This window comes from Thermogutta sp. (assembly GCF_039793925.1).
In the GTDB taxonomy this organism is placed as follows: Bacteria; Planctomycetota; Planctomycetia; order Pirellulales; family Thermoguttaceae; genus Thermogutta.
Genome location: NZ_JBAMME010000358.1, coordinates 27929 through 54342, shown reverse-complemented (window position 1 = coordinate 54342; position 26414 = coordinate 27929). Strand labels below are relative to the sequence as shown.

Here is a 26414-nt window from a genome sequence, read left to right as displayed (position 1 = left end):
AATCCGTCACATGTTTTAAGGAGCGGCGGAGAGGGTTTCGCTACCGGTGGTCCGACTCATCCGCAGTGAATCCAGGGAGACGCGCAACCAGCATCCCTCCAGCGTGCTCAGCCAGAGTTCATCGCCCAGCAGTGTGCCAGCCGAGGCGAGAGGGATTTGCAGCTGCGTGGTACTGGTGATTTTCTCGGTGGTCAGATCGATGGTGATGAGGTCCCCCGCCGATGTGGCGACAAGTAACAATTGACCGCGGCGGATGGGGAGCCCTACCGGCATGCGATTTCCTATCGCCACCTGCCCCATGCTGCTGGCATTGCTCAACCAGAAAAAGGTTCCGGCGGCCGTCAGAAAATAAACGAGGTTTTCGCCGGCCACCGGTCCCCAAATGCATTCGCTAGAAAGAGGAATGGTTGCCGTGGGTTGAAGGGTCTCTGCGTCGAAAAAGACCAGATTTTTTTCGGCATCGCTGATGACAACAAGCTTATCGAGTCGCGCCAGGGGCGACACGAAGGGAAGACGATGGGATCGCTCGCATTCCAAACGGAACTGATCGGGGGGAGTGCCCTCCAGCCGGAGCTTGACAAGGTGCCCTCGGTTATCCGCCGCAATAAGCCCCTGGTCTTCCAAAGCAACAGCGCCCGAATAACGGGTGGTCTCCTCGGGGACGGTCGGGCCGAGATAGGCAACCGGTTGCGGATTTTCCTGATCGCAAGGCAGCCAGACGAGGCTCCCATCGTCGAGTCCCACTGTGCACCCATTGGCCAATGGAAGGAGTGGACCAGCCACGGCTTTTGCAAAGCGCATAAGTTGGTGCTTTGGGGGATTGGCTCGCGCATCAATCTTCAGCAAATCGGAACTTCCCGGGTAGGTTATCAACCAAAGTCCCGGAGCAGGAGAACACGTCAGCGGCTCCACTTCGGGGGAAGGAACCAGTGGCATCTCGGTGGTTGCTAGGGCTTGGACAACCTTTGGCAATTGATTTTCTCCAGAGCGATTCCACCCGGCCACGTGACCGCTCCATGTCACGGCCAGCACCTGCGATGGATCGGAAGGAGAGGGGGTCAGAGCGATCCCCGGATCACTCAGGTGAACTTCCCAGTAACTTCGACCGTCCGTGGCATTTAGGGCCGAGATGAAAATCCCAGGCCGATTCGGCCGGCGATAGGTGTAAAAAACTGTGGAGTCCATAATCACTGGCGGTGCGATGGCCCGCGTGTTTTCGCAGGCCACCCATCGCGGGATGAGTCGTGCGGCAGACGCCTGAAGCTCAAATTGCGCCAGGGAGGTATCGGCCGTGAGCAGGGAGTCACCCGCCAGGACAACCCAAGGGGCGACCCACTGATCGAACTGTGGGAGCCCTCTCGGCGACTTTCCTTCCGCAAGAAGTACCAGAGGTTGCTGACGATCGCCTGCCCGTAATTGATAGACCTGAACATGGCCCTCGTGGGTAATCAAACTCAGCCGCGATCCCTGGACTTGGACGGCCGTGCGCAGTTTTCCCGGCAGCGGGATGACCTGAATGAGTGCTTCGGTTGCCTGGCTCTCCTTCGGTTCCCCACTTCTCTGGGAAAGTGCCAGGACGCGGAGCTGCGTGGTTTTCTCACCGTTCTGCATTGGCAGCACGAGATACTCGCCGATCACTACCGGCGGAACGCAGAGCTGGCCCGGTTCGTGCCCAACATACCAGACATCCACGCATTTTCCTTCCACCGGATCAAGGACGAAGATGTTGGAGTGCTCTCCTACGAGGTACCAGCGAACCGGGTCTCCACCCAGTACCGGAAGGAACGCGGGTTTCTGGGGAAGGGTCAGTTCTCGAAGGACCTTTCCCTCCTGGAAATCGACCACGTAGATGCGCCCGGAGTCTCCCAGAACCGTTGCCGTGGCAGCGTCTGTAAGAGCACACTGGACCGGGGGTTCTGGGAGCCTAATTTCCCGCAGTGGATTTCCCGTGCCGGCCTCCAAGCAGGCAATACATGTGTTAATGCGGTCTGGCAGAGCAATGGCCGGACGGTTATCAATCTCAAGGACGCACGGCGTTTGAGAAGGCCCAATGGTAGCGACTGATTCGCCTGTTCGGCGCTGCCAGAGGAGTTTTCCTGTACGCGCCTCAATCGCAAAAACCGATGACTGGTCGGAGAACGTGACAACGCGGTCTTCCGGTAGTGGGGCTTCCCCCTTTTTCAAAAAGGCAAATACGGCGGTTTGCTCCAGCGGAGGGCGTTTGGGCGCGTTTGGAACAGGTGAGGGCTCAACAAACTTCACTCGGGCTTTTTCCGCTTCCGCAATGCGCCGCATAACGCGAATGAGCTCAGCGTTGTTTCTCGCCTGCGGATAATCCTCAAGAAATTTTTTTCTCACCTCATAGGTCTGATCCAGTTCCCCTTTTGCGAGAAGTTCTTCCAGACGGCCGATTGTTCGGGTCAATTCCTCCGTCTGGGAAATACGACGCCGTGCCAGTTCGAGCATAGTAGCGATTTCGTCGAGTTTCGCCACTGGCCGTTTGTCCTGCGGGATGAATCGCCGACAATAGGCAAGGGCCTCTTGGCCCTTTTCCACGAGGGCGGGATCTACTTTTTGAAGGGCCGCCCGCGCTAAATTATCAGCGAGCGGCGGAAGAATGGCCGTGAGTTCTGCGTCCGCCTCGGCGTGGAAATCGGGAAGAGGGCTGATTTGGTCGAGGACCTCTTTGATCGCAGAAAGTGCCGCCACACTTTCCTGAGTCTGCACGGCTTGCCGGATTTGTGCCAGTCCTCGCCGCACTTTCGCCGGTCCTGCCTGGGGATGGCGGGGAAAATTATCCAGAAACTGCGTGTACTTGTGGATGGCCTGGGTGTACGAACCGGCATGGTAGTCGGCGTCTGCTTCGGCCAGGAGCTCATCGCCACTTCGCCTGTTGAGAGACCAGAGAAGGACCACTCCAGCGAACAACAAGAGAAGAATTCCCCCTCCACCAAACAAAATGAGCGGTGATTCCCACGGCGTTTTGCGACGGGGTGAGGTCCAGGTAGCTGCCAGTGGGGTGGTCGCCGGTGTTGGACTGGTGGAAGGTAAGAGTTCGCTCAGTAAATCTTCGGTAGGGCCGGACGGGGGTGTCTCGATGTTCCCCGAGGCGGCTTCCGATGTCGCGTCACCCGATTCCAGAGGGACGGCCCTGGGAGGTGATGACGGCGCGGCTGGTGTTTTTCGCGGAGGTTCTTCTTCGAGCGGCACTAGGTCCACAACGTCGTCCGCCAGCGAGAGGGTCTCTTCATCCTTAACGGGTGCCTCTTCCAGCGGACGGAGGACCAGCGGTTCGATTTTCTGTCGCGGATTTTTGGCTGCCCATTCCGCTTCGATCTGGCTCATCAAACGTTGAGCGAGAAGCCGTGAGAGGTACCCCTGCTCCACAAGAATGCGAGCGGCCATCGCTGCGTTGATGGGCTTGGGCGTCTTTAACGAGCGTGCCACATGCGCCCGAAGCTCCGCCAGGACCTCGGCGGGAACAAGGTCTTTTTCTTCGAGGACTTTGAAGAGCGCTTCCGCAGGAATCATGATCTTCTATCCGGCACCTTTCCTCCCGCGTTTTTTAGCGGTTCTGTGTTACGTTGGAACAGGACCTTTCGAGAACCTCCGGTTGAGGCTTCATTTTGAAATGCTTTTTAAAATGCCGTATCCTCTACGGTGGCCAGTCGAATTCGCTCCATCCCTACGGCATTCCCCGCATCGAGTGCCTTGACAACAGTTTCGTGGCGGCATTGGGGGTCTGCCAGAACTAACAGGCCGGTGCGCCCCGGCACTCCCTGGCCCAGTTGGCCCAGCTTCGCTTCTCTTAGCTTATTGAGGAGCTCCTGGTCGCTGGGGGCATCCTCTCCGTCCACCGTGATATTGTTATCACGGTCGATTCGCACGATAACGAAATCACTTTCGTTTTCCAATTCTTCCAGCGTTTGGGCCTGGGCTGTTTTTTCCTGATTGTCGGGAGGCGGCATTTCAAGAGCTTTTTGCAGGCTGAATGCCGCCGTCATCATAAAGAATATCAGCAACTGGAACACCACGTCCACCATCGGCGTCATGTCCATGACCTCTTCGGGCATCTCCGGCCGGGTGAACCTGATGGGTACATCTTGCGCTTCCTCGACTGCCTCGACAGTGGTCTTCGATGGGCCATCAAACGGGATGACGTGTCCACATGCCGGGCAGGGACCAGATGTGCCGCGAAGATTGTCCGCCACCGTTACGACCGTTCCACATTGTGGACATCTCACCCGAAGCATGCCGGCTCCTGAGTTTTTTCAACTTCGCGCGTGACAATCCTCAAACGTGCCAACATGAACCAACGTGAAGAATTGCCGAACCATGCCAATCGGTTTAATCTTTTTCTATAACCCCGATATAAATGCGGACGCCTTCCACTTCGCTGATATCTTCGAGAATTCTCGCCACGTCTTTGTGCTTAAGCTTTCGTTCCGCCTTGACAATCACATCCCGCTTGCCGCTGAGCAGCCCTTCGCGGACCGCGGCCACAAGCTGTTGTCGTTGTTGCTGAGAGTCATCCGGCAAGGGTGTGCCGAGTTTTCCGTCCGCAAGGTACACGGCCGGGGGCATGTTGTCACCCTGATAGGCCACCGTAATGATTGTCGACTGGGCAGGATTGGCACCTTTGCCATATCGCGCAGGAGGAAGTTCCAGAGCACGCCCGACGTCCATCGATGAGGCCACCAGAAAGAAAATCAGCAGCAGGAATGTCACGTCAATCATCGGTGTGATGTCGAAATCCACCGATTCCTGGCGAGGCCGGCGGAAGACGATGGCCTCAGATTCGTCACCCACTACCCGTGTCCAGACATCGCTACTCATTGTGGCAATTTCCCGCCTTGCTCCACATTCGCAATTTTTTGACTCTCCGCATATTTTTGGCTCGGGCTATTCGGTGCGAAAAGTTCGCTCGGCTGCAGCACGGGCTGGGGGGGTTGGTGCCGGAGGAGGTGTGGCTGGCCCCTCGGCACGAACTCCCACACTTTTGAGCATATCGAGGAGGCGATTGAGACCCGAGCTGACAAAGTCTTCCAGCTTGCGAATTTGGATGCTGGCAGATGCCGCACACAGGACCAGGGGGATAGCAATAGCCAGACCGATGGCCGTTGTGACGAGGGCCAGACTAATATCGTCGGCGAGTTTGGTGGGATCCACCTTCTCACCGCCCGAGAGCTTGGCGAAGGCTCCCATCATTCCCAGCACAGTCCCAAAGAGCCCCAACATGGGAGCACTTTTGATGACGGTGTAGATCCAGGAGAGACGGTATTCGAGATCGGCGAGGACATCCCGTTGAAAGCGCTCCACGAGCAGTGTACGGAGCCGGGAGAGGCCCAGCCGCCGGTTGAGCAGGGCCAGCCGAACGAGTTGGGGCAAAGCGCGGCTGTCCTCGGCGCACATGTCCGCCGCAGCCGTGAAATCTCCCCGCGTGATAAGGTCTTCCACACGCTGAAGGAATTCCTCCTGCTGCTGTTCCGTAACGAACCGAAAGCGACGAATTCGTCGGACAAGCATCACCATGCAGAACGCACCCCAAAGCGCGACGAGGGCAAGGGCGGCGTAGTCCGCGTTTCCCAAATAGGTCGTGATCGTGCTCAGGTCGAGTCTCATGGGTCTGATTTCTTATCTCGCTGAAGGCTGACAGTGTTGAATGGCTGACAATGACCTTCCCGCCGGCGCGGGAGAGTTGAGTCCCCGCACCGTTTTTCGCCATGTTCAGGAGTTGATCCGCGATAATACGCGCTCAACATCACTTTTGGGCTGACAGTCACCATGCAAAATTCTCATCGGAATTGTTGGGAAATGACGTAGAAGGCAAAACCGCTTCCCTCCCGTCGAATCCCAAATCGCGTGGAACTCACCCGATCGGCCCGGCTGCCGGCATGGGCGCGTTCCAGGGCGGCGAGCTGGGCTTCGACTTCCGGAGGAAGAAACTTGAGAATGATTCGATTGTCTGCATCGATTCCTGCTTTGGCCAGCAATTGTTTGTCGGCCTCCTGGAGGTCACCACGCTGCCAGGTGAGATAGAATCGTTTTTCAGCGTCGGCCGGGCCGATCCGCACTTTGGGCTGGGGTTGTGAGAAGCCCGATGCATACTGAACTTTGTTTCCCGGAAGGAGAACCCCCAGTTCAATCTTGAAGTAATCGAGCTGGCGAGCGTACGTGTCGAGGGTGTTGCCTTTGTCGAAGAAAATCTCCCACCGACGCGGGATACCGCTGCCACCGGTTCCGCCGGCGCCACTGCGGACGGGGGAACCTTTCGGACCGCCACGCTCCGTTGATTCCGGATCAGCAACGAGCGGGTTTTCCAGATCGGCCAGTCGAGCCGCTACCACGTCGGCCACCGAGGCCAGGGCGTCCCGCAGCTCTGGTTCTTCCATCTCCACTTCCTGCCCGGGGGGCTCTGTATTGATTTCCATCTCCGGTCCGAGAGGGAGTCCTCCTTCACCGATCGGTTGATAACTGACCGGCACCGTCACCTGGGAGACATGCGAGCGTCCCGTCAACCAGATGATGAAAAGCCCCAGCACGCAGATCCCCAGCAGAATCAGACAGGAAATAATGGCGCTGACCGCGCGATCGTAAGCGGTCACGCGGAGAGCATAACCGGGATCGTTAATTAAGGGTGCGGTGCGCTCCGTCATTTTTCGTATTTCATGGGTAAATCTGAGCTCTGCCTCTCAGGCGAAAAACCGTTGGGGGAGTTTTTGAGACAACTAGTTCCAAGGGAAGAGGCTCGATTCCTCCTTTTCGTTTCCACTCTGTTTCACAATTGGGCATTTGCTTTTATTTCACCATCCGAGCGTGACGTACACTTCTTCGAAATCAATTAGTCGAAGCTGGCAGTTGGGTCGATTTGACGGTACCAGGCTTTCCATTTCTCCAGAGCCGCCTGCCGTTCTGTTTCGCTAAAATTTGGAGGCAGGCCGCCTTCCAACCGGCGGCTGAGCCGCCGGAGGGCTCTGTCGGCGGCCAGGACGACCTCCGGATTGGGATCGTTGAGCGCGAAAATGAGCACAGGGGCATTGCGGACATCTCCACTTCGTCCCAGTGCTGTGAGGGCGGCGACTTTAGCTTCCGGCCGATCACTGGCGGCGAGTCGCCGAAATTGCTCCTCCTGGTCGGAAACAAGCAGTCGGACCTGTTGAGGGGGCAGGTTCTCCAGGGCCTCAATGACGCCCAGGACCTGCGATTTCTCGCCGGAGTTCAAAATGGCAATCAGATCCTCCGGCGTGGTCCGCAGCGGCAGAGCGACCACCTGCCCGTTTTTGATAATGGCGTTGTCGGTCTCTTTGGGGAGTCCCCGAGCACCGACGAGAACACCGGGTCCGAAATCCCGCACCCGTTCGATGCTCTGTTTCGTGGATCGCACCAGAAAGAGGATGGCAAACGCTGTATCGGGTACAGGGCCGCATTGGTGATTCCAGCTTCCATCAGAGTTTTGGGTCTTGAGGATGTAATCGGCGCCGGCCTCATACCAGCCTGGAATGGTGCTTCCCGGCCCGTCAACAAGTTCACGAAAGGTGAAATAGCGCTCCAGAGTGTAAAGGTAATAGTAGTTGTACATTCCCGACGGAATTTTGAAGTTGTTGGAGATGTAAGCATTGCCGCGTTGGAGACAGGCACGGAGAGCGACCGGATCGATCGACAATCGGAGTCGGCCGCTGGCTCGCGCATTGTCGATTCGTTGCAGGGCAGGGGGCAGGTCGGTCTCGGGAGTGGAAACGCGCTGTCTGTCTAAAAGGGAAGCCAGGACGTAGGCACTTCCGACCCCCGCTACGGCCATACCGATGCGAACGCTATTTTGCGGGATAAGCTGCGGACCCGGGGCCACCTGACCCTGGTAGCCGTAACCACCGCTGGGATCCTGCGTTCGCATCAACCACAAAGCAACCCGGTTGAGCGGTTCGGAGGGGACGGCAAAGCCGGCCTGGATTGCTTCCCACAAGCCAAGCACGGCATATTGCGTTTGAGATGTATCGCCCGTGGCAGCATGTGTGTGTCCGGGGGGATAACCCCAGCCCCCGTGCGGTTTCTGCCGATACAATAGGTAATCCATGATGGCCTGAATTTCCCGCCGGTAACTCTGCGGATCATAGGTGCACAGGAAGATGAGCGACAGCCCTGTGCTGTAAATGTCCCAGGTTCCGATGTCGAAATCCTGCGGTTGGCCACTCTGGGGAATCCGCTGACTGATTTCTCGCGCTGCTTCGAGAATCACGGGATGATTAGCCGGGCGATGGGCCTTGATCATGGCCAGACCATTGAGGGCCCAGGCCCCGATCTGCATTCCGCTGTAGTGGGAATCGGGCTTTTCCAGAAAAGCCAGCCCGCGTTCTACAGCTTGCCGCACCAGAGGGCTGTCGGGGGAAAGCTGCCCCATCGCCGGGTTTCCCGCAATCAGTCCAAGCACGATAAGAATCGCACTGACCGGCACACAGCCCCCGGCCCTTACCCGCAACGGGAAATCCAGCGTGCGGCCATTAGCCAGACCACTGTTTGTGGACACGTGCGAAGATCCTTATTGAGCCCTGAGACCGTCAAGAAGCCACACCTCTTGATCAGTTCGGTCGCCACAATTTGAATGCTACCGGTCGCTGGAGATCGTGTCAACGAAAGGGCGGTGGTTGTTGGGTTGGGGCCATCCCTTGCTTCGCAGGCTCTGTCATGGAGTGGCTTTGCGCTCGAGCAGGATGGTCCACGCCAACGCCCCCTGCCGGTCACTGCTGGATGTGTCGAATCGTGTCGGTTCCAGTTTGAGGATGTGGAAGTCCTGAGAAAAATCTCCCCGAATTTCTTCTTCGCTCACCCGGGGTGGACCACCCGTCCCCGGTTCATTGGCATTGCCCGCCAGAATGAGCACGCGGCTGCCGGGTTTCGTCACACGGCGAAGAGTGGCGAGATACTCGGCTGCGGCCGTGCGGCGGACGCCGTGGTAACACCCGCGATCGTAGATACAGTCAAACTTCGGCAAGTACGCCGGAGGATTGAGCACGTCGCCGAGCAGCCATCGGACGTTCACGCCGGCCTTTTGGGCTTTGTCGCGGGCGATGGCGAGGGCGGTGGGTGCCAAATCGATCGCCGTCACATCAAAACCCTGTTGTGCCAGATAGATGGCGTTCGTGCCGGTGCCACAGCCCAGTTCAAGGGCTTGGCCGGGGTGAAGCCACTTCTCTGCGATAGCCTGGCGAAGATCGCTGGAGGGTCGACCTGTGTCCCAGGGTGGCCTGTTGCCCGAGTGATACGCGCCGTCCCAGCGCTCGATGAGGGCAAGGCCCTCTAAAGTGAATGGCAGAACCCCTGCAGCCAAGGGCCACGGACGATCAACGGAAATGATTGGGTCGTCGGTGTACGCAATGGTGGCCTGACTCCAGTCCGGGAGAGGGAGATCGAGCCGAACGGTGGACCCTTCCGCCGACCGGATGGCGAGCGCAATCTTACTCGCTGTCGCTGAAAGGATGTTGACGCGGTCTTTCAAATGCGGGGGCTGGTCCGCCTTTCCCACCGCCATGACCCAGAGGTTCCGCTGGGCAGTTTGGTTGGGCAAGCTAATGGTCACGCGGGTACTCCGCCGCTTTTGCTGTCCAGCAACTTCCTCGCTGACGGTGGTGGCTTCGGCAGGAAGAGACGGAGGCCAAATCCGGAGCATTTCCAGTGCCGATTTGCTCCCGGCGTAACGAATGGTGTTACCGTCAATCGCGGGGGGTTGGGGAAAATGGAAAAGGATCGAGACAGTGGTTTCAGGTGTCGGGGGAACCACATAGTCGTCCAATACCAGAACGTCGGGTTTGAGGAAGAGGAGCCTCCGAATGAACGTGGGTCGAGGATCGATTCGGCGGCCTTTCTCGAAACGACCATAAGCGTTCGAGGCATCCCCCACCACCATCGTGAATCGCGGATGTTCTTGGAACGCCAGGATGTCGCCTGTGTCGAATGGTCCTTCCGGAACCGTGGGACCGACAAACTGTCGCGGATCATTTCCCAGGACGCGCTGTCCACCGCCGATCAAGAGTGTATTGTGGAATTCTGTGGCTTTTGCACCATATTGGCCCGCGTCCACTAAAAGTTCTTCCCCGGCAGCGAGCACAAAACTGTTTTGATCGGCATGCTGGTGACCGGCGAAGCTATCACCAGACACGAACACACCCCAAACGGCGTCGGGACCCCAGTCGCTGCGGAAGCTGGCCCAGCCTACAGCCGGGAAAAGACAGCCCGTGGGAAGGCTCTCCCGCTGCACTTCACGGATCGAGGGATCAAACCAGAGAATCTTGGGCCAGATGTGAAAGGGGTACCGCAGGGGAGTATGATTGGCCACCCATTGGGCAAAGGGATCCTGATACCGCTGGGCCAGCAGCCAGAGGTAGGCTGTTTCCTGATGGCCCCACCGGGCAGGGGTTTCGATGTCGGCGATCGGGGCGAAAGAATTGTCGAAAGGTCGAGTGCAGTAGAGGAGCCACCGCCCGGCACCCCCGAGTCCGGGACACGTCGCGAACAGATCTTCACCCGTAGCCGTCCGCCAGGCCTCCATTTGATGGGCGAGTTCGTAGGCAAAGAAACTGAAATAGCTCATGCTTTCGTGCCAGCCACCCTCGCCTATCCGACCAGGCTTGCCACCGCCCAGTTGGTTTAACGTGGGAATGAAGTGCTGCTTGAGCATTCGGTCGCATTCCACGAGCAGTTCGTCGGCCCATGCCTCTTCGTGGGCCAGAGCCAGGGCTCCGTAGACCAGAGGACCGTATTCCAGATACACGTGATTGTTGTAATCCGAGTGGCGGTACTGCTTTTTCATGGCGGCCACCAGATCCTGCATGCGCCGACTGAGACGGGCCTTCTCCTTCGGCGACAGCATGGGATAGAGCCAGTCGTAGGTTATCGCCAGCGCTTTGAGCATCCTGGGCCGTGTCCACGAGTCCCCTTCCGCTGTACAGAGGTAGTCGGTGAACCTGTCAATGCGCGGGCGGAGTTTGGGATCCTGTTTGTCCAGAAGAAAGACCATGAGCGTGGCGATGGCCTGGTCCGGCGTGACCCAAAGATTGGGGTTGAAACCTTCGGAATAAGCAAAACGCCGAAGGTCTTCGTATTCTTCGGCAGGAAAGCTGGCCTCTTCGCGGCGAGAAGGAAATCGTCGCCATTCCTCGGGGGTTAGCCAGATTCGGGGGTGTTCGCACCGAACTTTCTCAGTAATTTGAGGACCACTCTCCGAGGCCACGAGGGCGGGATGGCAAAGCAATATCCCCGAAGTAGCAATCGCCGAGGCGATCAACAAAACGGTTTTTGGCAGCAGCGCGTTTTCGGTAGAAACGTTGCCGCGTGTCCATTCCGGTCTGCTCGTTTTCACGGTTCGGTCCTCCCTCATCACAGTTTGAGATTTGCGTCCGCGGGTATTATACCGCTGGAACTGCGTCTGCAGGTGGGTACGTGGCTTCTTCCGCCGCTTGGTTTTGGAACACGCCAGAACGTGCATGCCCATCATCTGGGCTGATCTTGCCAATGGGGCAAAAACTCGGCTAACATGCGGGAAGTCAATCGCTCCAAGCTGGTGTCGGGGCATTTATTGCCGTCTGGTTGAGTTAATAGCGGCAGACCTGCTGAAACTGTTCGCAGGCTTCAAAGGAGGTACGCATGCAGGTCCTACTAGATGAGAACACGCTTCGGGAAGGCGTTGACCGTCTTGCCCAGCAGATTGAGGATCGCTATCGGGGGAAGAAACTCACCCTCGTGGGAGTCCTTTTGGGAAGTGTCGTATTCCTCGCGGATTTGATGCGGCGACTGACGATTCCCTACGGAGTGGCCATGATTTCTTCCCGGCAGATGGCCACCGAGGAGGATCGGCCGGGACAGCTTGTTATTCACGCCGATTCCCTTATGCCAGAGGTCAAGGGGCGACACGTGCTGATCATCGATGACATTTATGACACGGGTGAGACCTTGTGGGAACTGATTCCTCAATTCGATGAATTCAATGTGAGTTCCGTCCATTCTGCGGTCCTGTTAAAGAAGCAGGGTCGGCAGCGTGTGCCCGTGGCCCCCGATTTCGTGGGTTTTGAAATTCCCGATGTGTACGTGGTGGGTTACGGGATGGACTACCGCGGATATTACCGGAATCTTCCGTATATCGCTTCTTTAACCCCCGAAGAAATGGCCAACTTTCGGGAGAACCATACGTGATCGCTGCTCGGCTGGTGTGTGTGACGCGGCGATTTTGGCCACTGATCGGTGGGGCGGAACGATTTATGGGAGAATTTGCTGTGGAAGCCCAACGGCAGGGGCGATCCACGACACTTCTCACGGCACGGTGGGAACCTTCCTGGCCGAGCTCACTCACTTATCGTGAGGTGCCCGTGATTCGGCTTCCGCAATTCAGAGCACGGTTCGTCGGCACGCTCGTCTATATGGCAGCGCTTCGGCGCTGGCTGCGCCGGCATCAATCGACCTATGACCTGGTCTTCGTGTCTCTTTTGAAGCATGACGCCGTGGCGGCTCACTGGGCTGTGAAAGGCCGTCGTCCCCTGGTGCTCATCGCGGAGGGAAGTGGCAGCACAGGGGACTGTGCTTGGCAGGAGCAGGCTGTTTTAGGGATGTGGATTCGCCGAATTTGTTACCGGGCGGACGCGGTGATCGCGCCCAGTCGGGAAATCCAGGAAGAGCTCTTACAGGCCGGTTATCCACCGCAAAAAATCCATTATCTACCACATGGGGTGAAAATACCTCCAGAGCGAACACCGGAGCGTCGCTACCAAGCCCGTCAAAGTCTTGCGGCGTTGCATCCGCGGTTTCATCTCCAGCCCGATGAAAAGTTGGCCGTCTTCGTAGGACGGCTTCATCTGGGCAAGGGATTGCGCGAATTAGTCGAAGCATGGAAGCTGGTGGTCCAGCGATGCCCGAACTTGCGGCTGTGGCTGGTGGGGGAGGGCCCCATGGAAACCGAACTCCTTCGCCAAATCGAGGCGGCTAAGCTTCATTCACGGGTTGTGCTGACCGGCAGTTTTGATGATGTGGGAGAAATCCTCCAGGCAGCAGATCTGTTTGTGTTCCCATCCCATCGGGAGGGGATGTCTCTGGCACTGCTGGAAGCGATGGCGGCGGGACTGCCGATTGTGGCCACCGATATTCCGGGCAATCGGGCTCTGGTACAAAACGACGAATCGGCACTGTTGGTGCCAGTTGATTCGCCGAAAGAGCTTGCGGGGGCGGTCGCTCGCCTCGCCGAAAACCGGGAGTTGGCCGAGCGCTTGGCCCAGCGCGCCCGTTTTGTGGCAGTGATGCACTTCTCCCTGGAGGAAACAGTCCGCCGCCATCTGGAACTTTTTGATCAGATCTACACCCAATTCATGAAAAATGTGCAGATAGGATGATAAAAGGAACCGCCCATTTTTCGGCAAGGTATCAGGGGGAGTCCGGTTGCGATAACTTTCCGGGTTCAGATGCCCGATCAATCGGCTGTCCCAGGCATGCCTGCGGGAATGGCAACAAACGGAGTGTGAAGAACCGCGTTACGAACTTCCGAAATCGGCAATGAGCGCATCCGGCACAGACAAAATCGTCCATATCATACCAACGCTGGATCAGGCGGGCGCGGAAAAACAGATGACGACGCTCGTCTGCCAGCTCCGCCGCCGTGGCTGGGACGTCCGCGTGGCCGTTCTCACTCGGGATGGTCCTTATCGAGCCGAATTGGAAGCCGCGGGGGTGCCTGTGTTTTATGTGAATAAACGGGGCAAGGTGGACTTTTCGGCACTCATTCGCCTGCGTCGCTGGCTGGAAGAGGTGAAACCGACGATCGTTCAGACGTGGCTTTTTGCGGCCAACGTGTATGGACGAATCGCCGCCAAACAGGCAAAAGTACCGCACATCCTGACGTCCGAACGCTGCGTCGATCTTTGGAAAAGCTGGTGGCATTTCGTGTTCGATCGGTATCTCTCACGGTGGACCGATCGCATCGTGGTGAACAGTTCGGGTGTGGCGTCTTTCTATGTGTCCAGGGGAGTTCCCCAAGAAAAAATTGTCGTCATTCCAAACGGAATGGCCATTCCGGAACGACCAGTCGGATCACGAGAGTCCCTCCTGTTGGAGTTGAAGCTGCCCGCAGATGCCCGGCTTGTGGGAGTGGTCGGACGGTTGTGGCCGCAAAAAAGTCTTCGAGATGCGATTTGGGCGGAGGACCTTCTGAAACGCATTCGCGACGACGTTCATCTTCTCATTGTGGGAGACGGCCCGGAGCGCCGCGCCCTGGAGCGCTACTGTGAGCACCTGGAAATCACCGATCGGGTTCATTTTCTCGGCCATCGGCGCGATGCTCTGCGCATCACGGCGCATCTTGATGTCTTTTGGAACACGAGTCGATACGAAGGTCAGTCCAATTCTCTCATGGAGGCAATGGCCCTGGGGATCCCGGTGGTCGCTTCGGACATTCCCGGTAATCGGGATCTTGTCGTTCACGGAGAGACGGGATATCTGGTGCCGCGAGGGTTTCAATTTCGGGCTGGGATGGCCAAATACACGAAGAAAATACTTGAGGACCCCGAGCTGGCCTCCCGTTTGGGAATGGCAGGTCGGGAAAGGATCGCCACGCACTTTTCCGTGGAACAGATGGTGGAGGCCTACGAGGCGCTTTATCGAGCCTTAACAGGTGCCGGGGCGATTTCTGCCACTCACTCCGAGCTAAGCAAGATACGGCTGTGACATGTGTGGAATAGCGGGAGCCGTTTGGTACGACGCAGGAAAAGCCCTCAGTGAAGAAGATCTCGGGCGAATGATGCATGTTTTGCGGCATCGCGGCCCGGACGATGAAGGCTTTTACCTGAAACGTCTGGCGGGTGAAAATCAGCCCGCATGTGGCGTCGCTCTGGGGCATCGGCGGCTTTCCATCATTGATCTTTCGGGCGGGCACCAGCCGATGAGCAACGAGGAGGGGACGCTTTGGGTTGTGTTCAATGGGGAGATTTACAATTTCCGGAGCCTCCGCAAGAACCTTGAGCAGTCAGGGCACCGCTTTGCTACTCGCTCGGATACAGAGGTCCTTTTGCACCTTTATGAAGAAAAAGGGCTCGATTTTCTTGCCGATGTCAACGGCATGTTTGCTCTGGCGCTGTGGGATGAGCCCCGACGGCGCCTTGTACTCGCACGAGATCGATTGGGCGAAAAACCGCTCGTCTATCAGTGCGAAGCCGATCGTCTCCTTTTCGCTAGTGAACTGAAGGCTCTGCTGGAGGTACCCGGTGTTGTCCGAGAAATCGATCCGGAAGCCCTCGACGCATATTTGCTGTATCAGTACGTGCCGCACCCCTGGACCATTTATCGGGGTATCCGAAAATTACCGCCTGGGCACCTTGCCGTTTATGAGAATAGCCAGTTGACGGTCCGACCTTACTGGACGCCGGATTTCTCCCAAGAGGAACGCCCCGACTGGAAGGATGCCGTTGAGCAGGTACGAGAACTCCTCCGGCGATCGGTGGAATTGCGGTTGGAAGCCGAGGTTCCCCTGGGTGCCTTTCTCTCCGGGGGCATCGATTCCACGATTGTGGTGGGGCTTATGCAACGACTGGCCGGTGAGCGGGTGCGGACCTTTTCGATCGGCTTTCCGGTGGCTGAGTACGATGAAACACGTTACGCCAGAATTGCAGCGGAGAGTTTTGGCACGGATCACCGAGAATTCTGCGTGGAGCCAGATGCGGTGAAAATTCTCCCGCGACTAGTCTGGCATTACGACGAACCCTTTGCCGACAGTTCTGCGATTCCCACATGGTACGTGGCGGAGATGACCCGCCAGCACGTGACAGTTGCCCTGACCGGAGACGGAGGCGATGAACTCTTCGGTGGTTATCCGCGGTATTGGGCCATTGCGCTGGCAGAAGGTATTCATGGGCTTCCGTTCTGGCTGCGTTGGGTGTTCCATGAGCGCTTATGGCGGTGGGCCTCGCAGTCGCGGCAGAAGTCATTCTGGGGCCGGGTGCGACGTTTCACAGAGGGCCTCCACCTCCCTGTGGGTGAACGATATCTGGAATGGATCGCGATTTTCAATAACTGCCGCCGTTGGGCGCTGTACACTCCAGAGTTTCAAGAGTGTCTGGCGATGGCCCATCCCGAGAGATTCTTTTTGGAGACCTTCGCGCGGGTGGCTGGTCGCGACGTGATTTCGGCCATCAGTCTGGCCGACCTGTTCACGTATTTGCCGTGTGACCTCCTGGTCAAAGTGGACATTGCGGCCATGGCCCACAGTTTGGAGACTCGGCCGCCATTCCTCGATCATCATCTCGTGGAGTATGCAGGAAAACTACCCGGCTCGTGGAAAGTGCGCGGCAGGCGGGGTAAACGCATTCTCATTGAGGCGTTTCGTGATCTCATCCCTCCGGCCATTCAGACTCGGGGAAAGATGGGATTCGGTGTACCGCTGGATCACTGGTTTCGTGGGCCGCTGGCCCAACTGGCCCGCGAGATTCTTCTCCATCCACGGACAATGCGGCGAGGGTATTTCCGCCAGGAGGCCATTGAAAAGCTTCTCGAAGAGCACCAGCAAGGGCGGTGGAACCACAGTTATCGCATCTGGGCGCTGCTTTTTCTCGAACTGTGGATTCGGCGTTGGATCGATGCCGAAGAGTTCCTTGACTTGGGAAACATGTTGACTCCGGTGAGTCGAGCGGTCTAGCAGGCCTGACGTCCTGTAGGCAACGCCTGCCGAGGTGTGCGATTCCCCGTTAAAATAATGTCCAGGCGACAAGTTACAGGAATGAGTGGTTGATCGGGGTGAAGCGATTCACCGCGGTTTCAACTTCCACACCAGGCTGTGGTTTTGGAGCGATTGGCGGGATAACGGCTGTTTTGAGGTTGTTACCCGGAAATCGAGAATTGCCAGCGAAGATCGAAAATCGTCAGTACGGACTGGCATTTCTGGCCAAGAGGCTTTCAAAGACAAAACCCGTTGCCAGCGGGAAAGGATTTCTGTTCATAGCCTGGGACGCTTTGTGTCCGAGAACAGTGTTGGCAAACTGTTTTGTCTCGAACATCCGATGTTCCGTAAATCCCCGGAAGACGATTCAGGGAGGGCACACGATGGCTTACGTGAGAAATGACCAGATCGTCACGGTTATCCTGGCCGGGGGAAGAGGTTCGCGACTCGATCCGCTGACTCGTGATCGCGCCAAGCCTGCCGTGCCTTTCGGCGGAGCTTATCGAATCATTGATTTCACGATGTCGAATTGCCTCAACAGCGGACTGCGAAAAATCCTGATTTTGACGCAGTACAAGGCGATGAGTCTGGATCGCCATATCAATATGGGCTGGCAAAAATATTTTTGTCGAGAACTTGGCGAATTCGCCGATGTTGTGCCGCCCCAACAGCGGATCGACGAAAACTGGTATCAGGGCACGGCGGACGCTGTGTATCAGAATATCTACGCCATCGAGAAAGAACAGCCAGAATACGTCGTCATTCTGGCCGGTGACCATATTTACAAAATGGACTATCGTAAATTCGTCGATTATCACATCGAGCGGGGAGCCGATGTCACCATCGGTGTCCTCAAAGAACGGTGTGAGCTGGCCAGCCGTCGCTTCGGGGTGCTCCAGGTGGACCGGGACAACCGGGTGATCGGCTTCGAGGAAAAGCCGGAGCATCCTAAGCCGATCCCCGGAGAACCCGAGTTCTGCTACGCTTCCATGGGGATTTACGTATTTCCGGCGAGATTCCTTTTCGAGGTTCTGTGTCGGGACGCCACACGGCGTGGAAGCACCCACGACTTTGGTCGGGATGTTATCCCCTCGCTCATCGACGAGAACCGCGTGTATGCCTATCCCTTCATGGACGAAAACCGCAAAAAGAACGCTTACTGGCGGGACGTGGGGACCCTCGACAGCTACTACGAAGCCAACATGGACCTGGTGGCCGTCGAACCGGAGCTCAATCTCTACGATGAGATCTGGCCGATCCGCACCTACCAGCCCAATTATCCACCACCGAAATTTGTGTTTGCTGATCCCCAGCGCCGTGGTCAGGCGCTTGACAGCATTGTCTGTAATGGGACGATCGTCTCGGGCGGGACTGTGATTCGATCCATCCTGGGGCATCGCGTCCGCATCAATAGCTATGCCTGGGTGGAAGACTCCATCCTTTTTGCAGGGGTTGAAATCGGGCGACATTGCCGCATCCGTCGGGCCATCATCGATAAGCGGGTGCGGATTCCTGAGGGAACCGAAATCGGCTACGACCCGGAAAAAGATCGTGCTCGCGGCTTTGTGGTTACCGAGAACGGCGTGACCGTCATTGCCAAGGCGGAGACCTCGGGCGAGCTCTGGGAGCAAGCCGCTTGGTGAGACATCAGCGCAAAGAAAAAGCCCCCGGAATGCAGCGTCCCAGGGGGGAGGACATAAGACTGTTCCGGGAGCAAATGGGAGGTATTTCCGCTTCCCGCCGTTACGCCTTCCCTGGCCGAACCAGCAGGGACTCGATGTGAATTCTGCCTTCCGTGGCTTGCCTGTATTGAAAACTGGCCACCTGCTGATCGCCTTTTCTTTACTGGTGGTCAGTTTCCCGTCAGGCTACCCTTCACATCAGAAGATAACACCTCCCACCAAATGATCAACAGGCGTAAGTTACCAAGAAAAAGTTCCAGGGGTCAAGGGCAATTTTGGAGCCCAGGAAGAGAGGCAGAATGTGGGTGAGCATGCCGCGGGCAATTATCATTGACTGCGATGCGGGGTCTCTGGGGAAGTCACTTCCCAGGCCCAGGCCACCCGGGCAGGAATGGTCATCGGGATTCGCACGCCGGTTGGTGAGGCTTCCATGGTGACAGCAGGCGTTGTGCCGACCGGCTTACTTTGAAAGGACCTGTCTGACGAAAAGGCAGGCGCGAGATCTGCGATCAACGTGGTCTCCACGGGCTGATCACTCACATTGACCGCGATGACAACCGCTCGGCATTTGCCAGGTTGCCACCAGCATCCGGTGAGAACCGCATCCGTGGTGACCCACCGGATGCCGCCCCATTGCCAGTCCGCCTTCACAGTGGGCAACGGTCGATCAGATTGTGGTGGCCTGAGCATCCGGCCGGCATAAAAATATTCCCTTAGTAGCCATCTCAATTGCGCCAGTTGCTTAAGAAACTCTGCGTTCTCTTTTTCATTGATGACAGTCGGTGAGATCCAGCCCAACTGTTCACCGAATACGAGTTGCTGGGCTGCTCGCATTCGAAGCGCCAGGTCGCGGGTAGGACCGCCCCCGTAGGAGCGTCCGAACATCTGAATCGCACCCCCGTAGACGGCGGGAAAGGCAGGAACCTGGCCGTCGTATTGCCAGTGCCACGTGAGGTAACCGTCCATCCAACGGATATACGGCTCGCCGTTGCATTCGGTGGTGAGCATGCAATCGACGGGTTTTTCCCGCCGAATCTTGTCGAGGAGTTGCCAGTATCCCTCGGTCCACCAATGGCCGCCCCCGAGTGGATGACCATGGGTCGGATCGCAGCACAGCGTTGGAGCGGCGGCCGCGATCTGGTCGATGTAAACGGCGTCCACTTTGAATTCACGGAAAAGCCGGAGCACGATCTCCCGTACAGTACTCTGCCACAGTTCGGTGGTGGGACACATCACGGCAAGTCGAACCGATGAACCGTCACTTTCCTTGCTTCCATAGGTTTCGATAAAGGGTTCGTTTTTTTCATTTTTGGTGGCTGCCGGAAGCGCCCGCTGGGTGAACTGCCAGTCTTCCAGCCCCTTGTCCCTGGTGTCCCAAAGGCGCCCGTTGATATAGGGCATGACATGAACTCCCGCTTTGCGGAGAGTTTCCACTCCCGGGAGAAACTCGGGCTTGGTCGGAAAGTAGTGGGGATAATCGTTGTCGAACGGATTCATGTGCCAGTTGTACCAATGGACCCCACAGGGAACGCCAAAATACTCGGCGAAGCGGATTGTTTGTTCGGCACACTGATCGGTCGGCCCACCGTAGAGCGCCCACAACGGTAGCTCGCGCATCCACAACGGGGTGTCTTCACGGCCATTTGCACCGAGTTGTGGATGCCACCGGGCTTCGCGGACGACCCAGTCTCGATATATCTGGGAAGCATCGTACCAGTCCCCACGGAGAAGCCGCCACACGGCCTGGCCCGAAAGTGTGAAGCCGTTCTCCGGCTTACCCATATTAGGCGCGGGATGCTCGTAGGCTAGTCGGAGAAGTCGTACGTCGGGAATGGTCCCCACGGTTAATTCCTTGGTGCTGGCGAAAGGATCGTGCAGCCCTACATAAAGACCGGTCTTTAAGTTGGGCTCATAGGCCGCAAGGAACTGCATGGTGGTCCAACCGCTGGGATAACGTCCCTGATACTGGAAGTTTTGCGACCACGGATCTCGTGTGACGATTCCACATCCCTGCGGATACAAGACACACCCTTGGGGACCCAGGTCGGCTATCGCGAGCTGAGGAAAGATGACTTGCCGAACACTCCAGGGTGGTGGAACCCGGCGGGTCGAAAACTCCCAGATGAGGGAGGAGGTCGCGGCGTCGGGTTTAATGACGGCGGCGAGTTCCAGTGGCGCTCCAGGGAGTTCACAGGGGGACTTCCAAACGCAAGTGATGACGTCCTTTCTCTCCATGGTGACGGCTTCCCACCCCTTGTCTGCTCGAAGACGGCGTGGTGGATTGTCGGGATGGAAGGTGTCCTGGAGGATGAGCTCGAATAGCGGCGCGCTTTCAGAGGACGCCAGCAAGCGGCCCTGAGGAATGTCATAAAGACCCAGTACCTTCAGCCCGTCTTCTGTGCGCTCGAGAATGAGTCCCAACTCTCCGGCGGAAATAACAGACCACCGCGAGGGAGTTTCACCTTTGCTGACCACCAGGGCTTCCTTGACTTGTCCCTGCTTTTCGAGCTCCTCAGCGGCGAGTTGCCACCAGACCTGCTGACGTTCCGCGATGGGGAGTTCTGGGTACTTCGCCCGAAGCTCTGCCAGACGGTCGCTGAGCTCCCATGTTGTGGCCACTACTTCTTCCCTGCGAGGCCAGGCTTGCGAGAACGAGGCCAATTCTGAAACGGCTTTTTTGGCGGGACCCAACCAGATGAGCGCCGACTTTTTGAGCAGCGGTGTGTCCCACGTTTGCCACGCGCGATCTCCCCATGCCTGAATGTAGTTGCCATCGTCACCGGGCGCGTCGTAAATCAGCACGGTTCCAGCGGCCAACATGCCCAGCGCATGGCTATCATTGCTGAGGAATCCCCACTGTGCGCCGCGATAGCTCTGTTGGGTGTTCGCAAAAGAACCGTTTTCGATGGGATCGGCCACCGTCCAGCGGGGCAATTCTTTCTGGTTGAATTGGAGCTCCAGGAAATGGTGCTCGTTCCACGGGTGAACAGGGTTTTGGACGGCGACAGCCTGCACGAGAATCAACGGCCGATCGTGGAAGTAGAGCCAGTCGTAAACAGCGAAGGGTTCGCCAGGCGGCGGATTTCCCTGGCTGGCTCCGTACCGGGCGCGGATCCTGATCACGGTACACAGCGGGCCCTCCGAAAGTTTTGTAACTTCCGGATGGGGATCGGCGGTGAGGAGGAAGCTTCCGAGCTGCCGATCGTGGACGCGGTCGGCCCAGCGGGAAACTCGGAAAGTCGTGCCCGACTCGGAAAAGACGAATTCCACAGGGAATCCAGCTTGGTGCTCCAGATCACACCGAATCCGGACGTTACCAGCCGCCACACTACCATCCCAAGCGCTCGCCAACTCGGAGGGTTTTTCAAAACGAAACCGTATGCGCTGCACATTGGCGTGAGGCAGATTCACAATGAGCGTGCCGACAAAATTCGATTGAGCGTCGAAATCTACAGCGGGAATGAATTGCACCGGCACGGGAGTGCCCGTCTCGAGGTACCCCCGCAATCCTCGCCAGTCACCGGGAGTCACACCGCATGCCTGGAATGCGGGCGTGAGATTGACCTCGGCAATCACCAGGCCATCTGAAGCCGGTCTCTTGATCCGCAATACTGGATCACTGGCCAGTAGATCTTTTGCCCAATAGCCGGCAAGCAGATGCAAGACCACCCAGCATAACACCGTCCAGATGCGAACAACCCAGAACCGGGTCTTCGCCCTCGGGCGGGCTGAAAAACTGGGAAAGCTCGTACCGCGTTTTGGTGGCTGTGACATGGTGGACTCCTTGACGGGGGCTCAAACAGGGGGGCGGGGCTATGCACCCCGTCGCGTGTGTTCCCCATGATAGCGTTTTGTTTAGCTCGGGAAAGCTACAGTCTGGAAAGTTGCTCAGTTATCACAAGCGCGGCGCGATTAGCGATGAGAAAGTATCAAAGGCTTTCGGTCTGAGTGACCAATCTGGAAACGGCGGCGGTGATCGGTCACTCAGATCGCCGCAGCGAAGCCCGCTTCTCGCAGGGCACCACAGGCACACCGTTCTCTCCCTATGAGCCGCGGATTAGTAAGCTCCGGGTCTGCCGTAATTCGGGAAGCGATCCTGAACGGCCTCGACATCGAATTCAGCGTTTTCCTGCATCGCCTCCATGGCTTTCACAGCGGCCTCGGCTGCAGAGATTGTCGTGATGCAGGGGATTCCCTGGGCGATAGCCAGGGCACGGATTTGACCTTCGTCGGTGCGTGCGCCCTTACCGCTCGGGGTGTTGATGATGAGCTGGATGTCGCCATTGAGGATGTAATCCACAACGTTGGGATGACCCTCCTTGATTTTCTTCAGGCGGATGACCTTGACGCCGGCCTGTTCCAGACGATCTGCCGTCCCCTTGGTGGCGAGCAATTCGTAGCCCATGCTTTGCAGTCGCTGGGCAAGATGCACGATTTGATGCTTATTGCGATCAGCCACACTGATAAAGATTCGTCCGCTGCGGGGAAGTGCCGTTCCCGCGGCAATCTGACTTTTCGCATACGCGATGGAGAAATAACGGCTGACCCCCATGACCTCGCCGGTGGATTTCATTTCGGGCCCGAGAACGATGTCCACGCCGAAAAACTTGACGAAAGGCAAGACGGCTTCCTTGACCGATACGCGATTGGGGATCGGTGCTCGCGTCCAGCCCTGTTCTTTCAGCGAAACACCGACCATTACCTTGGCCGCCGATTTGGCGAGTGGCCAGCCTACTGCCTTCGAGACGAAGGGCACAGTTCGGCTGGCGCGAGGATTCACCTCCAGAATGTAAACCACCGGCTTTCCGTCCTCGCGCTTGACGGCAAACTGGACGTTCATGAGGCCTTTCACCTGGAGATCTTTGGCCATCAGGCAGGTGGCCTGTCGAATTTCCTCCACCACCGGACCGGGGAGACTGTAGGGTGGAATGGCACAGGCGGAGTCGCCCGAATGTACCCCCGCTTCTTCGATATGCTCCATAACACCGGCCACTACGACTGTCTCTCCGTCAGCGATGGCGTCCACATCCACCTCGGTGGCGTCTTCCAGGAATCGGTCGATGAGGACAGGCTGGCCTTCCGCCGCTTCAAATGCCTCTTTGACGAACCGTTCAAATTGTTCCATGTCGTAGCAAATTTCCATGGCCCGGCCGCCCAGTACGAAGCTCGGACGGACGAGCACCGGGAAACCGACTTTTTGGACGGCGAGCTGGGCTTCGGGCAGAGTTCTGGCCACTGCATTTGGCGGCTGCCGCAGATTGAGTCGGCGGAGAACCTCGGCGAATTTTTCGCGGTCTTCGGCATCCTCGATGGTATCCACGCTGGTTCCGATGATCGGCACGCCTGCCACCTGGAGGGCCCGGGCAAGATTGAGTGGGGTTTGCCCGCCGAACTGGACAATCACCCCATCAGCCTGCACGCGGTCCTGGATGTTGAGGATGTCTTCACAGGTCAACGGTTCAAAGAAAAGCAGATCACTCGTGTCGTAGTCCGTACTCACCGTCTCAGGGTTTGAGTTGACCATCACGCTTTCGATCCCGAGCTCTCGCAGAGCGAAGCTGGCATGGCAGCAGCAGTAATCGAACTCAATGCCCTGGCCAATGCGATTTGGACCACCACCGAGGATCATGATCCGTTTTTTGCCCGGCTTTTTAGGCGGGATCTCATCTTCCTCTTCGTAGGTGGAATAGTAGTAGGGGGTGTAGGCCTCGAATTCGGCAGCGCACGTATCTACGGCCTTGAAGGTCGCCACGATGCCCCGGCGTTTGCGCTCTTCGCGGATTTCCATCTCAGTGCGGTTCCAGATGACCGCGAGCTGGCGATCGGAAAATCCGTACTGTTTGGCCTGCCGGAGCTTTGGCGTGCTGACCTCACTGATGTCGCGGTAGCCGCGGAGCTCGTTTTCCAGATCCACGATCTCTTTGATGTTGTGCAAAAACCAGGGATCGATAGACGTGAGTTCGTGCACTTCGTCCACCGACATGCCCGCCTTGAAGGCGTACCGGATGTACCAGATCCGCTGCGCGTTTGGATGGGCCAGTTTGTAACGGATTTCATCGAGCGTCGGCTGCTGCGGTGTGCCCCAGAGATCCTTTCTATCGCAGCCCAAACCGAACGCTCCCACCTCCAGACCGCGCAGCGCCTTCTGAAGCGATTCTTTGAAAGTGCGGCCGATTGCCATCGTTTCCCCCACACTTTTCATTTGCGTCGTGAGTGTAGGATCGGCCTCTGGAAATTTCTCAAAGGCGAAGCGCGGAATCTTGGTCACAACGTAGTCGATGGTGGGCTCAAAGCAGGCTTTGGTGAGTCGGGTGATATCATTGGCCAGTTCGTGCAGGCGATATCCCACCGCCAGTTTCGCCGCGATCTTGGCGATCGGAAAGCCGGTGGCCTTGGATGCCAAGGCGCTGGAGCGGCTGACGCGGGGGTTCATTTCGATGACCACCATCCGTCCGGTCTTGGGATTGACCGCAAACTGGATATTTGACCCTCCGGTATCCACCCCAATTTCCCGAATCACGGCGATCGCCGCGTCACGCATCCGCTGATATTCCTTGTCGGTGAGGGTCTGCACGGGCGCCACGGTAATGGAATCCCCCGTGTGGATTCCCATGGGATCGAGATTTTCAATCGAGCAAATGATGACGACGTTGTCGTCTGCGTCCCGCATCACTTCCAGCTCGAATTCTTTCCAGCCGAGCACCGACTCCTCGAGCAGGACTTCATGAATGGGCGAGGCCATTAGCCCGCGGGTCACGAGGTCCAGAAACTGTTCGCGATTAAACGCCACGCTGGATCCGGTTCCTCCCAGAGTGAAACTTGGCCGCACCACGCAGGGCAGGCCGATCTCCTTGAGAACCTCCTGGGCTTCCTGGAGATTGTGGACAGTCCGACCTCGGCAAACATCCAGGCCGATGCGTTCCATGGCCAGGCGGAAGCGGTCGCGCTCCTCTGCTTTGGCAATCGCCTCGGCATTGGCCCCGATCATTTCCACCTTGTACTGATCGAGGATGCCCCGGCGGTAGAGGTCCATCGCCACGTTGAGGCCTGTCTGCCCGCCGAGCGTCGGCAAAAGAGCGTCCGGCCGTTCTTTCTCGATGACCTTGGCCACAAATTCCCAGGTGATCGGCTCGATGTAGGTGCGATCGGCCATTTCCGGATCGGTCATGATGGTGGCCGGGTTCGAGTTGATGAGCACCACCTCGTACCCCTCTTCACGGAGGGCCTTGCATGCCTGCGATCCGGAATAGTCAAACTCACATGCCTGACCGATAACGATCGGACCAGAACCAATCAGCAGGATTTTGTGGATATCGTTTCGTCGTGGCACGTCTGTAGTAACCCCCAGGATTTCTCAGTGGTCTAACGAAACTTGGAGCCATTTCCCAGAAAAAAACGGGCGGCCACCACGTCATCAATGAGCACTGCGGACAACCCGCCGGTATTTCCTCTTGGCCCCGCCAGTTTCATAGGCGAGTCAAATTCCCGACCGATGGAGAGCCGCGCCGGTCATCCATTGGCACCTCGGTGAAGCGGGGCGCAAATTACTTCATTTATGGGCAATTGGCGCAGAATTTCAACCCACCCTTCGGCTGGTTCATGCTTACTTCTCGCTCGCCGGCGGGGATGCAAACTTTCACCGGGTTCGCGTGAGAGCGAGATTCAACCCGGAGGGACCTGCTTGTCAGGTCCGTTTTCGGAGGGACGTACTTGTCACGTCCACATTCGAGTGTGGCACTATCCATTTCACCGACCCGGCTCCAACTGCTTGGGTCAATGGCCGGTTAAACGGTAGGGACACTTCATGAATTGGCCCTACAACAAATTGGGCTCGTGGCATGTCGTGGGTTTTCGCAAGAGTGGGTGTGGGTCAGCCGGGAGGCTCGATTGACGGGACGTACGAACTCGTCTAGAAAAAATCCGTGCGCCGTCGCGCTTGTACTGTTTGGAAGACAATGGTTACAAGCAAGTCGCGCACATGCCGGAAAAACTTTCGGCTGTGCACTTTTCCAATCTGTCCTGAACGCGGAAAGCGGGGGAGGTTTCCCTCGTTA

Annotated in this window: 14 protein-coding genes; 5 read left to right on the top strand and 9 right to left on the bottom strand. The window is 57.5% G+C overall.

Annotated features, from left to right (window positions below):
* Positions 1 to 15: 15 nt before the first annotated feature.
* The 7 genes from ABJK56_RS19570 to ABJK56_RS19540 form a co-directional block, all read right to left on the bottom strand.
* The gene (locus ABJK56_RS19570; protein ID WP_347246372.1) at positions 16 to 3531 is read right to left on the bottom strand and encodes a PQQ-binding-like beta-propeller repeat protein; all 3516 of its coding nucleotides are present in this window, start codon (positions 3529 to 3531) and stop codon (positions 16 to 18) included.
* A 107-nt stretch (positions 3532 to 3638) separates the two neighbouring features.
* Positions 3639 to 4253, bottom strand: coding sequence for a biopolymer transporter ExbD (locus ABJK56_RS19565; protein WP_347246371.1), 615 nt, complete (start codon positions 4251 to 4253; stop codon positions 3639 to 3641).
* Between the two features lie 94 nt (positions 4254 to 4347).
* A complete protein-coding gene (locus ABJK56_RS19560) occupies positions 4348 to 4836 on the bottom strand; it encodes a biopolymer transporter ExbD (protein ID WP_347246370.1) in 489 nt (162 codons plus the stop codon).
* Positions 4837 to 4902: 66 nt separating this feature from the next.
* Entirely contained in the window at positions 4903 to 5622 is a 720-nt protein-coding gene (locus ABJK56_RS19555) for a MotA/TolQ/ExbB proton channel family protein (RefSeq protein WP_347246369.1), read from the bottom strand.
* Positions 5623 to 5795: 173 nt separating this feature from the next.
* A complete protein-coding gene (locus ABJK56_RS19550; protein WP_347246368.1) occupies positions 5796 to 6656 on the bottom strand; it encodes a hypothetical protein in 861 nt (286 codons plus the stop codon).
* A gap of 185 nt (positions 6657 to 6841) precedes the next feature.
* Positions 6842 to 8521, bottom strand: coding sequence for a prenyltransferase/squalene oxidase repeat-containing protein (locus tag ABJK56_RS19545; protein WP_347246367.1), 1680 nt, complete (start codon positions 8519 to 8521; stop codon positions 6842 to 6844).
* Positions 8522 to 8677: 156 nt separating this feature from the next.
* Entirely contained in the window at positions 8678 to 11350 is a 2673-nt protein-coding gene (locus ABJK56_RS19540; RefSeq protein WP_347246366.1) for a methyltransferase domain-containing protein, read from the bottom strand.
* A gap of 284 nt (positions 11351 to 11634) precedes the next feature.
* Between ABJK56_RS19540 and ABJK56_RS19535 the strand changes: the two genes are divergently transcribed.
* From ABJK56_RS19535 to glgC, 5 genes are all read left to right on the top strand, one after another.
* Entirely contained in the window at positions 11635 to 12180 is a 546-nt protein-coding gene (locus tag ABJK56_RS19535) for a phosphoribosyltransferase family protein (RefSeq protein ID WP_347246365.1), read from the top strand.
* Entirely contained in the window at positions 12177 to 13367 is a 1191-nt protein-coding gene (locus ABJK56_RS19530) for a glycosyltransferase family 4 protein (RefSeq protein WP_347246364.1), read from the top strand. Before ABJK56_RS19535 ends, ABJK56_RS19530 begins: the two co-directional genes overlap by 4 nt.
* Before the next feature lie 160 nt (positions 13368 to 13527).
* Complete coding sequence (locus ABJK56_RS19525) at positions 13528 to 14694, top strand: glycosyltransferase (protein WP_347246363.1); 1167 nt, start codon at positions 13528 to 13530, stop codon at positions 14692 to 14694.
* 1 nt (position 14695) lies between these two features.
* Entirely contained in the window at positions 14696 to 16657 is a 1962-nt protein-coding gene (gene asnB / locus ABJK56_RS19520) for an asparagine synthase (glutamine-hydrolyzing) (protein ID WP_347246362.1), read from the top strand.
* Positions 16658 to 17061: 404 nt separating this feature from the next.
* Positions 17062 to 18321: a glucose-1-phosphate adenylyltransferase gene (gene glgC, locus ABJK56_RS19515; RefSeq protein WP_347246361.1), complete on the top strand. Its 1260-nt coding sequence runs from the start codon at positions 17062 to 17064 to the stop codon at positions 18319 to 18321.
* 366 nt (positions 18322 to 18687) lie between these two features.
* Here glgC and ABJK56_RS19510 read toward each other — a convergent pair whose 3' ends face one another.
* Positions 18688 to 22134 carry a DUF6259 domain-containing protein gene (locus tag ABJK56_RS19510; protein ID WP_347246360.1) on the bottom strand — a complete coding sequence of 1149 codons (3447 nt, stop codon included), beginning with the start codon at positions 22132 to 22134 and terminating at the stop codon, positions 18688 to 18690.
* A gap of 283 nt (positions 22135 to 22417) precedes the next feature.
* Positions 22418 to 25690, bottom strand: coding sequence for a carbamoyl-phosphate synthase large subunit (gene carB, locus ABJK56_RS19505; protein ID WP_347246359.1), 3273 nt, complete (start codon positions 25688 to 25690; stop codon positions 22418 to 22420).
* Positions 25691 to 26414 lie beyond the last annotated feature (724 nt).

What these genes read in the sequence shown, in the direction of transcription:
- ABJK56_RS19570 (WP_347246372.1), bottom strand. Translation starts at nt 3,531, where the DNA reads ATGATTCCTGCGGAAGCGCTCTTCAAAGTCCTCGAAGAAAAAGACCTT.
- ABJK56_RS19565 (WP_347246371.1), bottom strand. Translation starts at nt 4,253, where the DNA reads ATGCTTCGGGTGAGATGTCCACAATGTGGAACGGTCGTAACGGTGGCG.
- ABJK56_RS19560 (WP_347246370.1), bottom strand. Translation starts at nt 4,836, where the DNA reads ATGAGTAGCGATGTCTGGACACGGGTAGTGGGTGACGAATCTGAGGCC.
- ABJK56_RS19555 (WP_347246369.1), bottom strand. Translation starts at nt 5,622, where the DNA reads ATGAGACTCGACCTGAGCACGATCACGACCTATTTGGGAAACGCGGAC.
- ABJK56_RS19550 (WP_347246368.1), bottom strand. Translation starts at nt 6,656, where the DNA reads ATGACGGAGCGCACCGCACCCTTAATTAACGATCCCGGTTATGCTCTC.
- ABJK56_RS19535 (WP_347246365.1), top strand. Translation starts at nt 11,635, where the DNA reads ATGCAGGTCCTACTAGATGAGAACACGCTTCGGGAAGGCGTTGACCGT.
- ABJK56_RS19525 (WP_347246363.1), top strand. Translation starts at nt 13,528, where the DNA reads ATGAGCGCATCCGGCACAGACAAAATCGTCCATATCATACCAACGCTG.
- asnB (WP_347246362.1), top strand. Translation starts at nt 14,696, where the DNA reads ATGTGTGGAATAGCGGGAGCCGTTTGGTACGACGCAGGAAAAGCCCTC.
- glgC (WP_347246361.1), top strand. Translation starts at nt 17,062, where the DNA reads ATGGCTTACGTGAGAAATGACCAGATCGTCACGGTTATCCTGGCCGGG.
- ABJK56_RS19510 (WP_347246360.1), bottom strand. Translation starts at nt 22,134, where the DNA reads ATGTCACAGCCACCAAAACGCGGTACGAGCTTTCCCAGTTTTTCAGCC.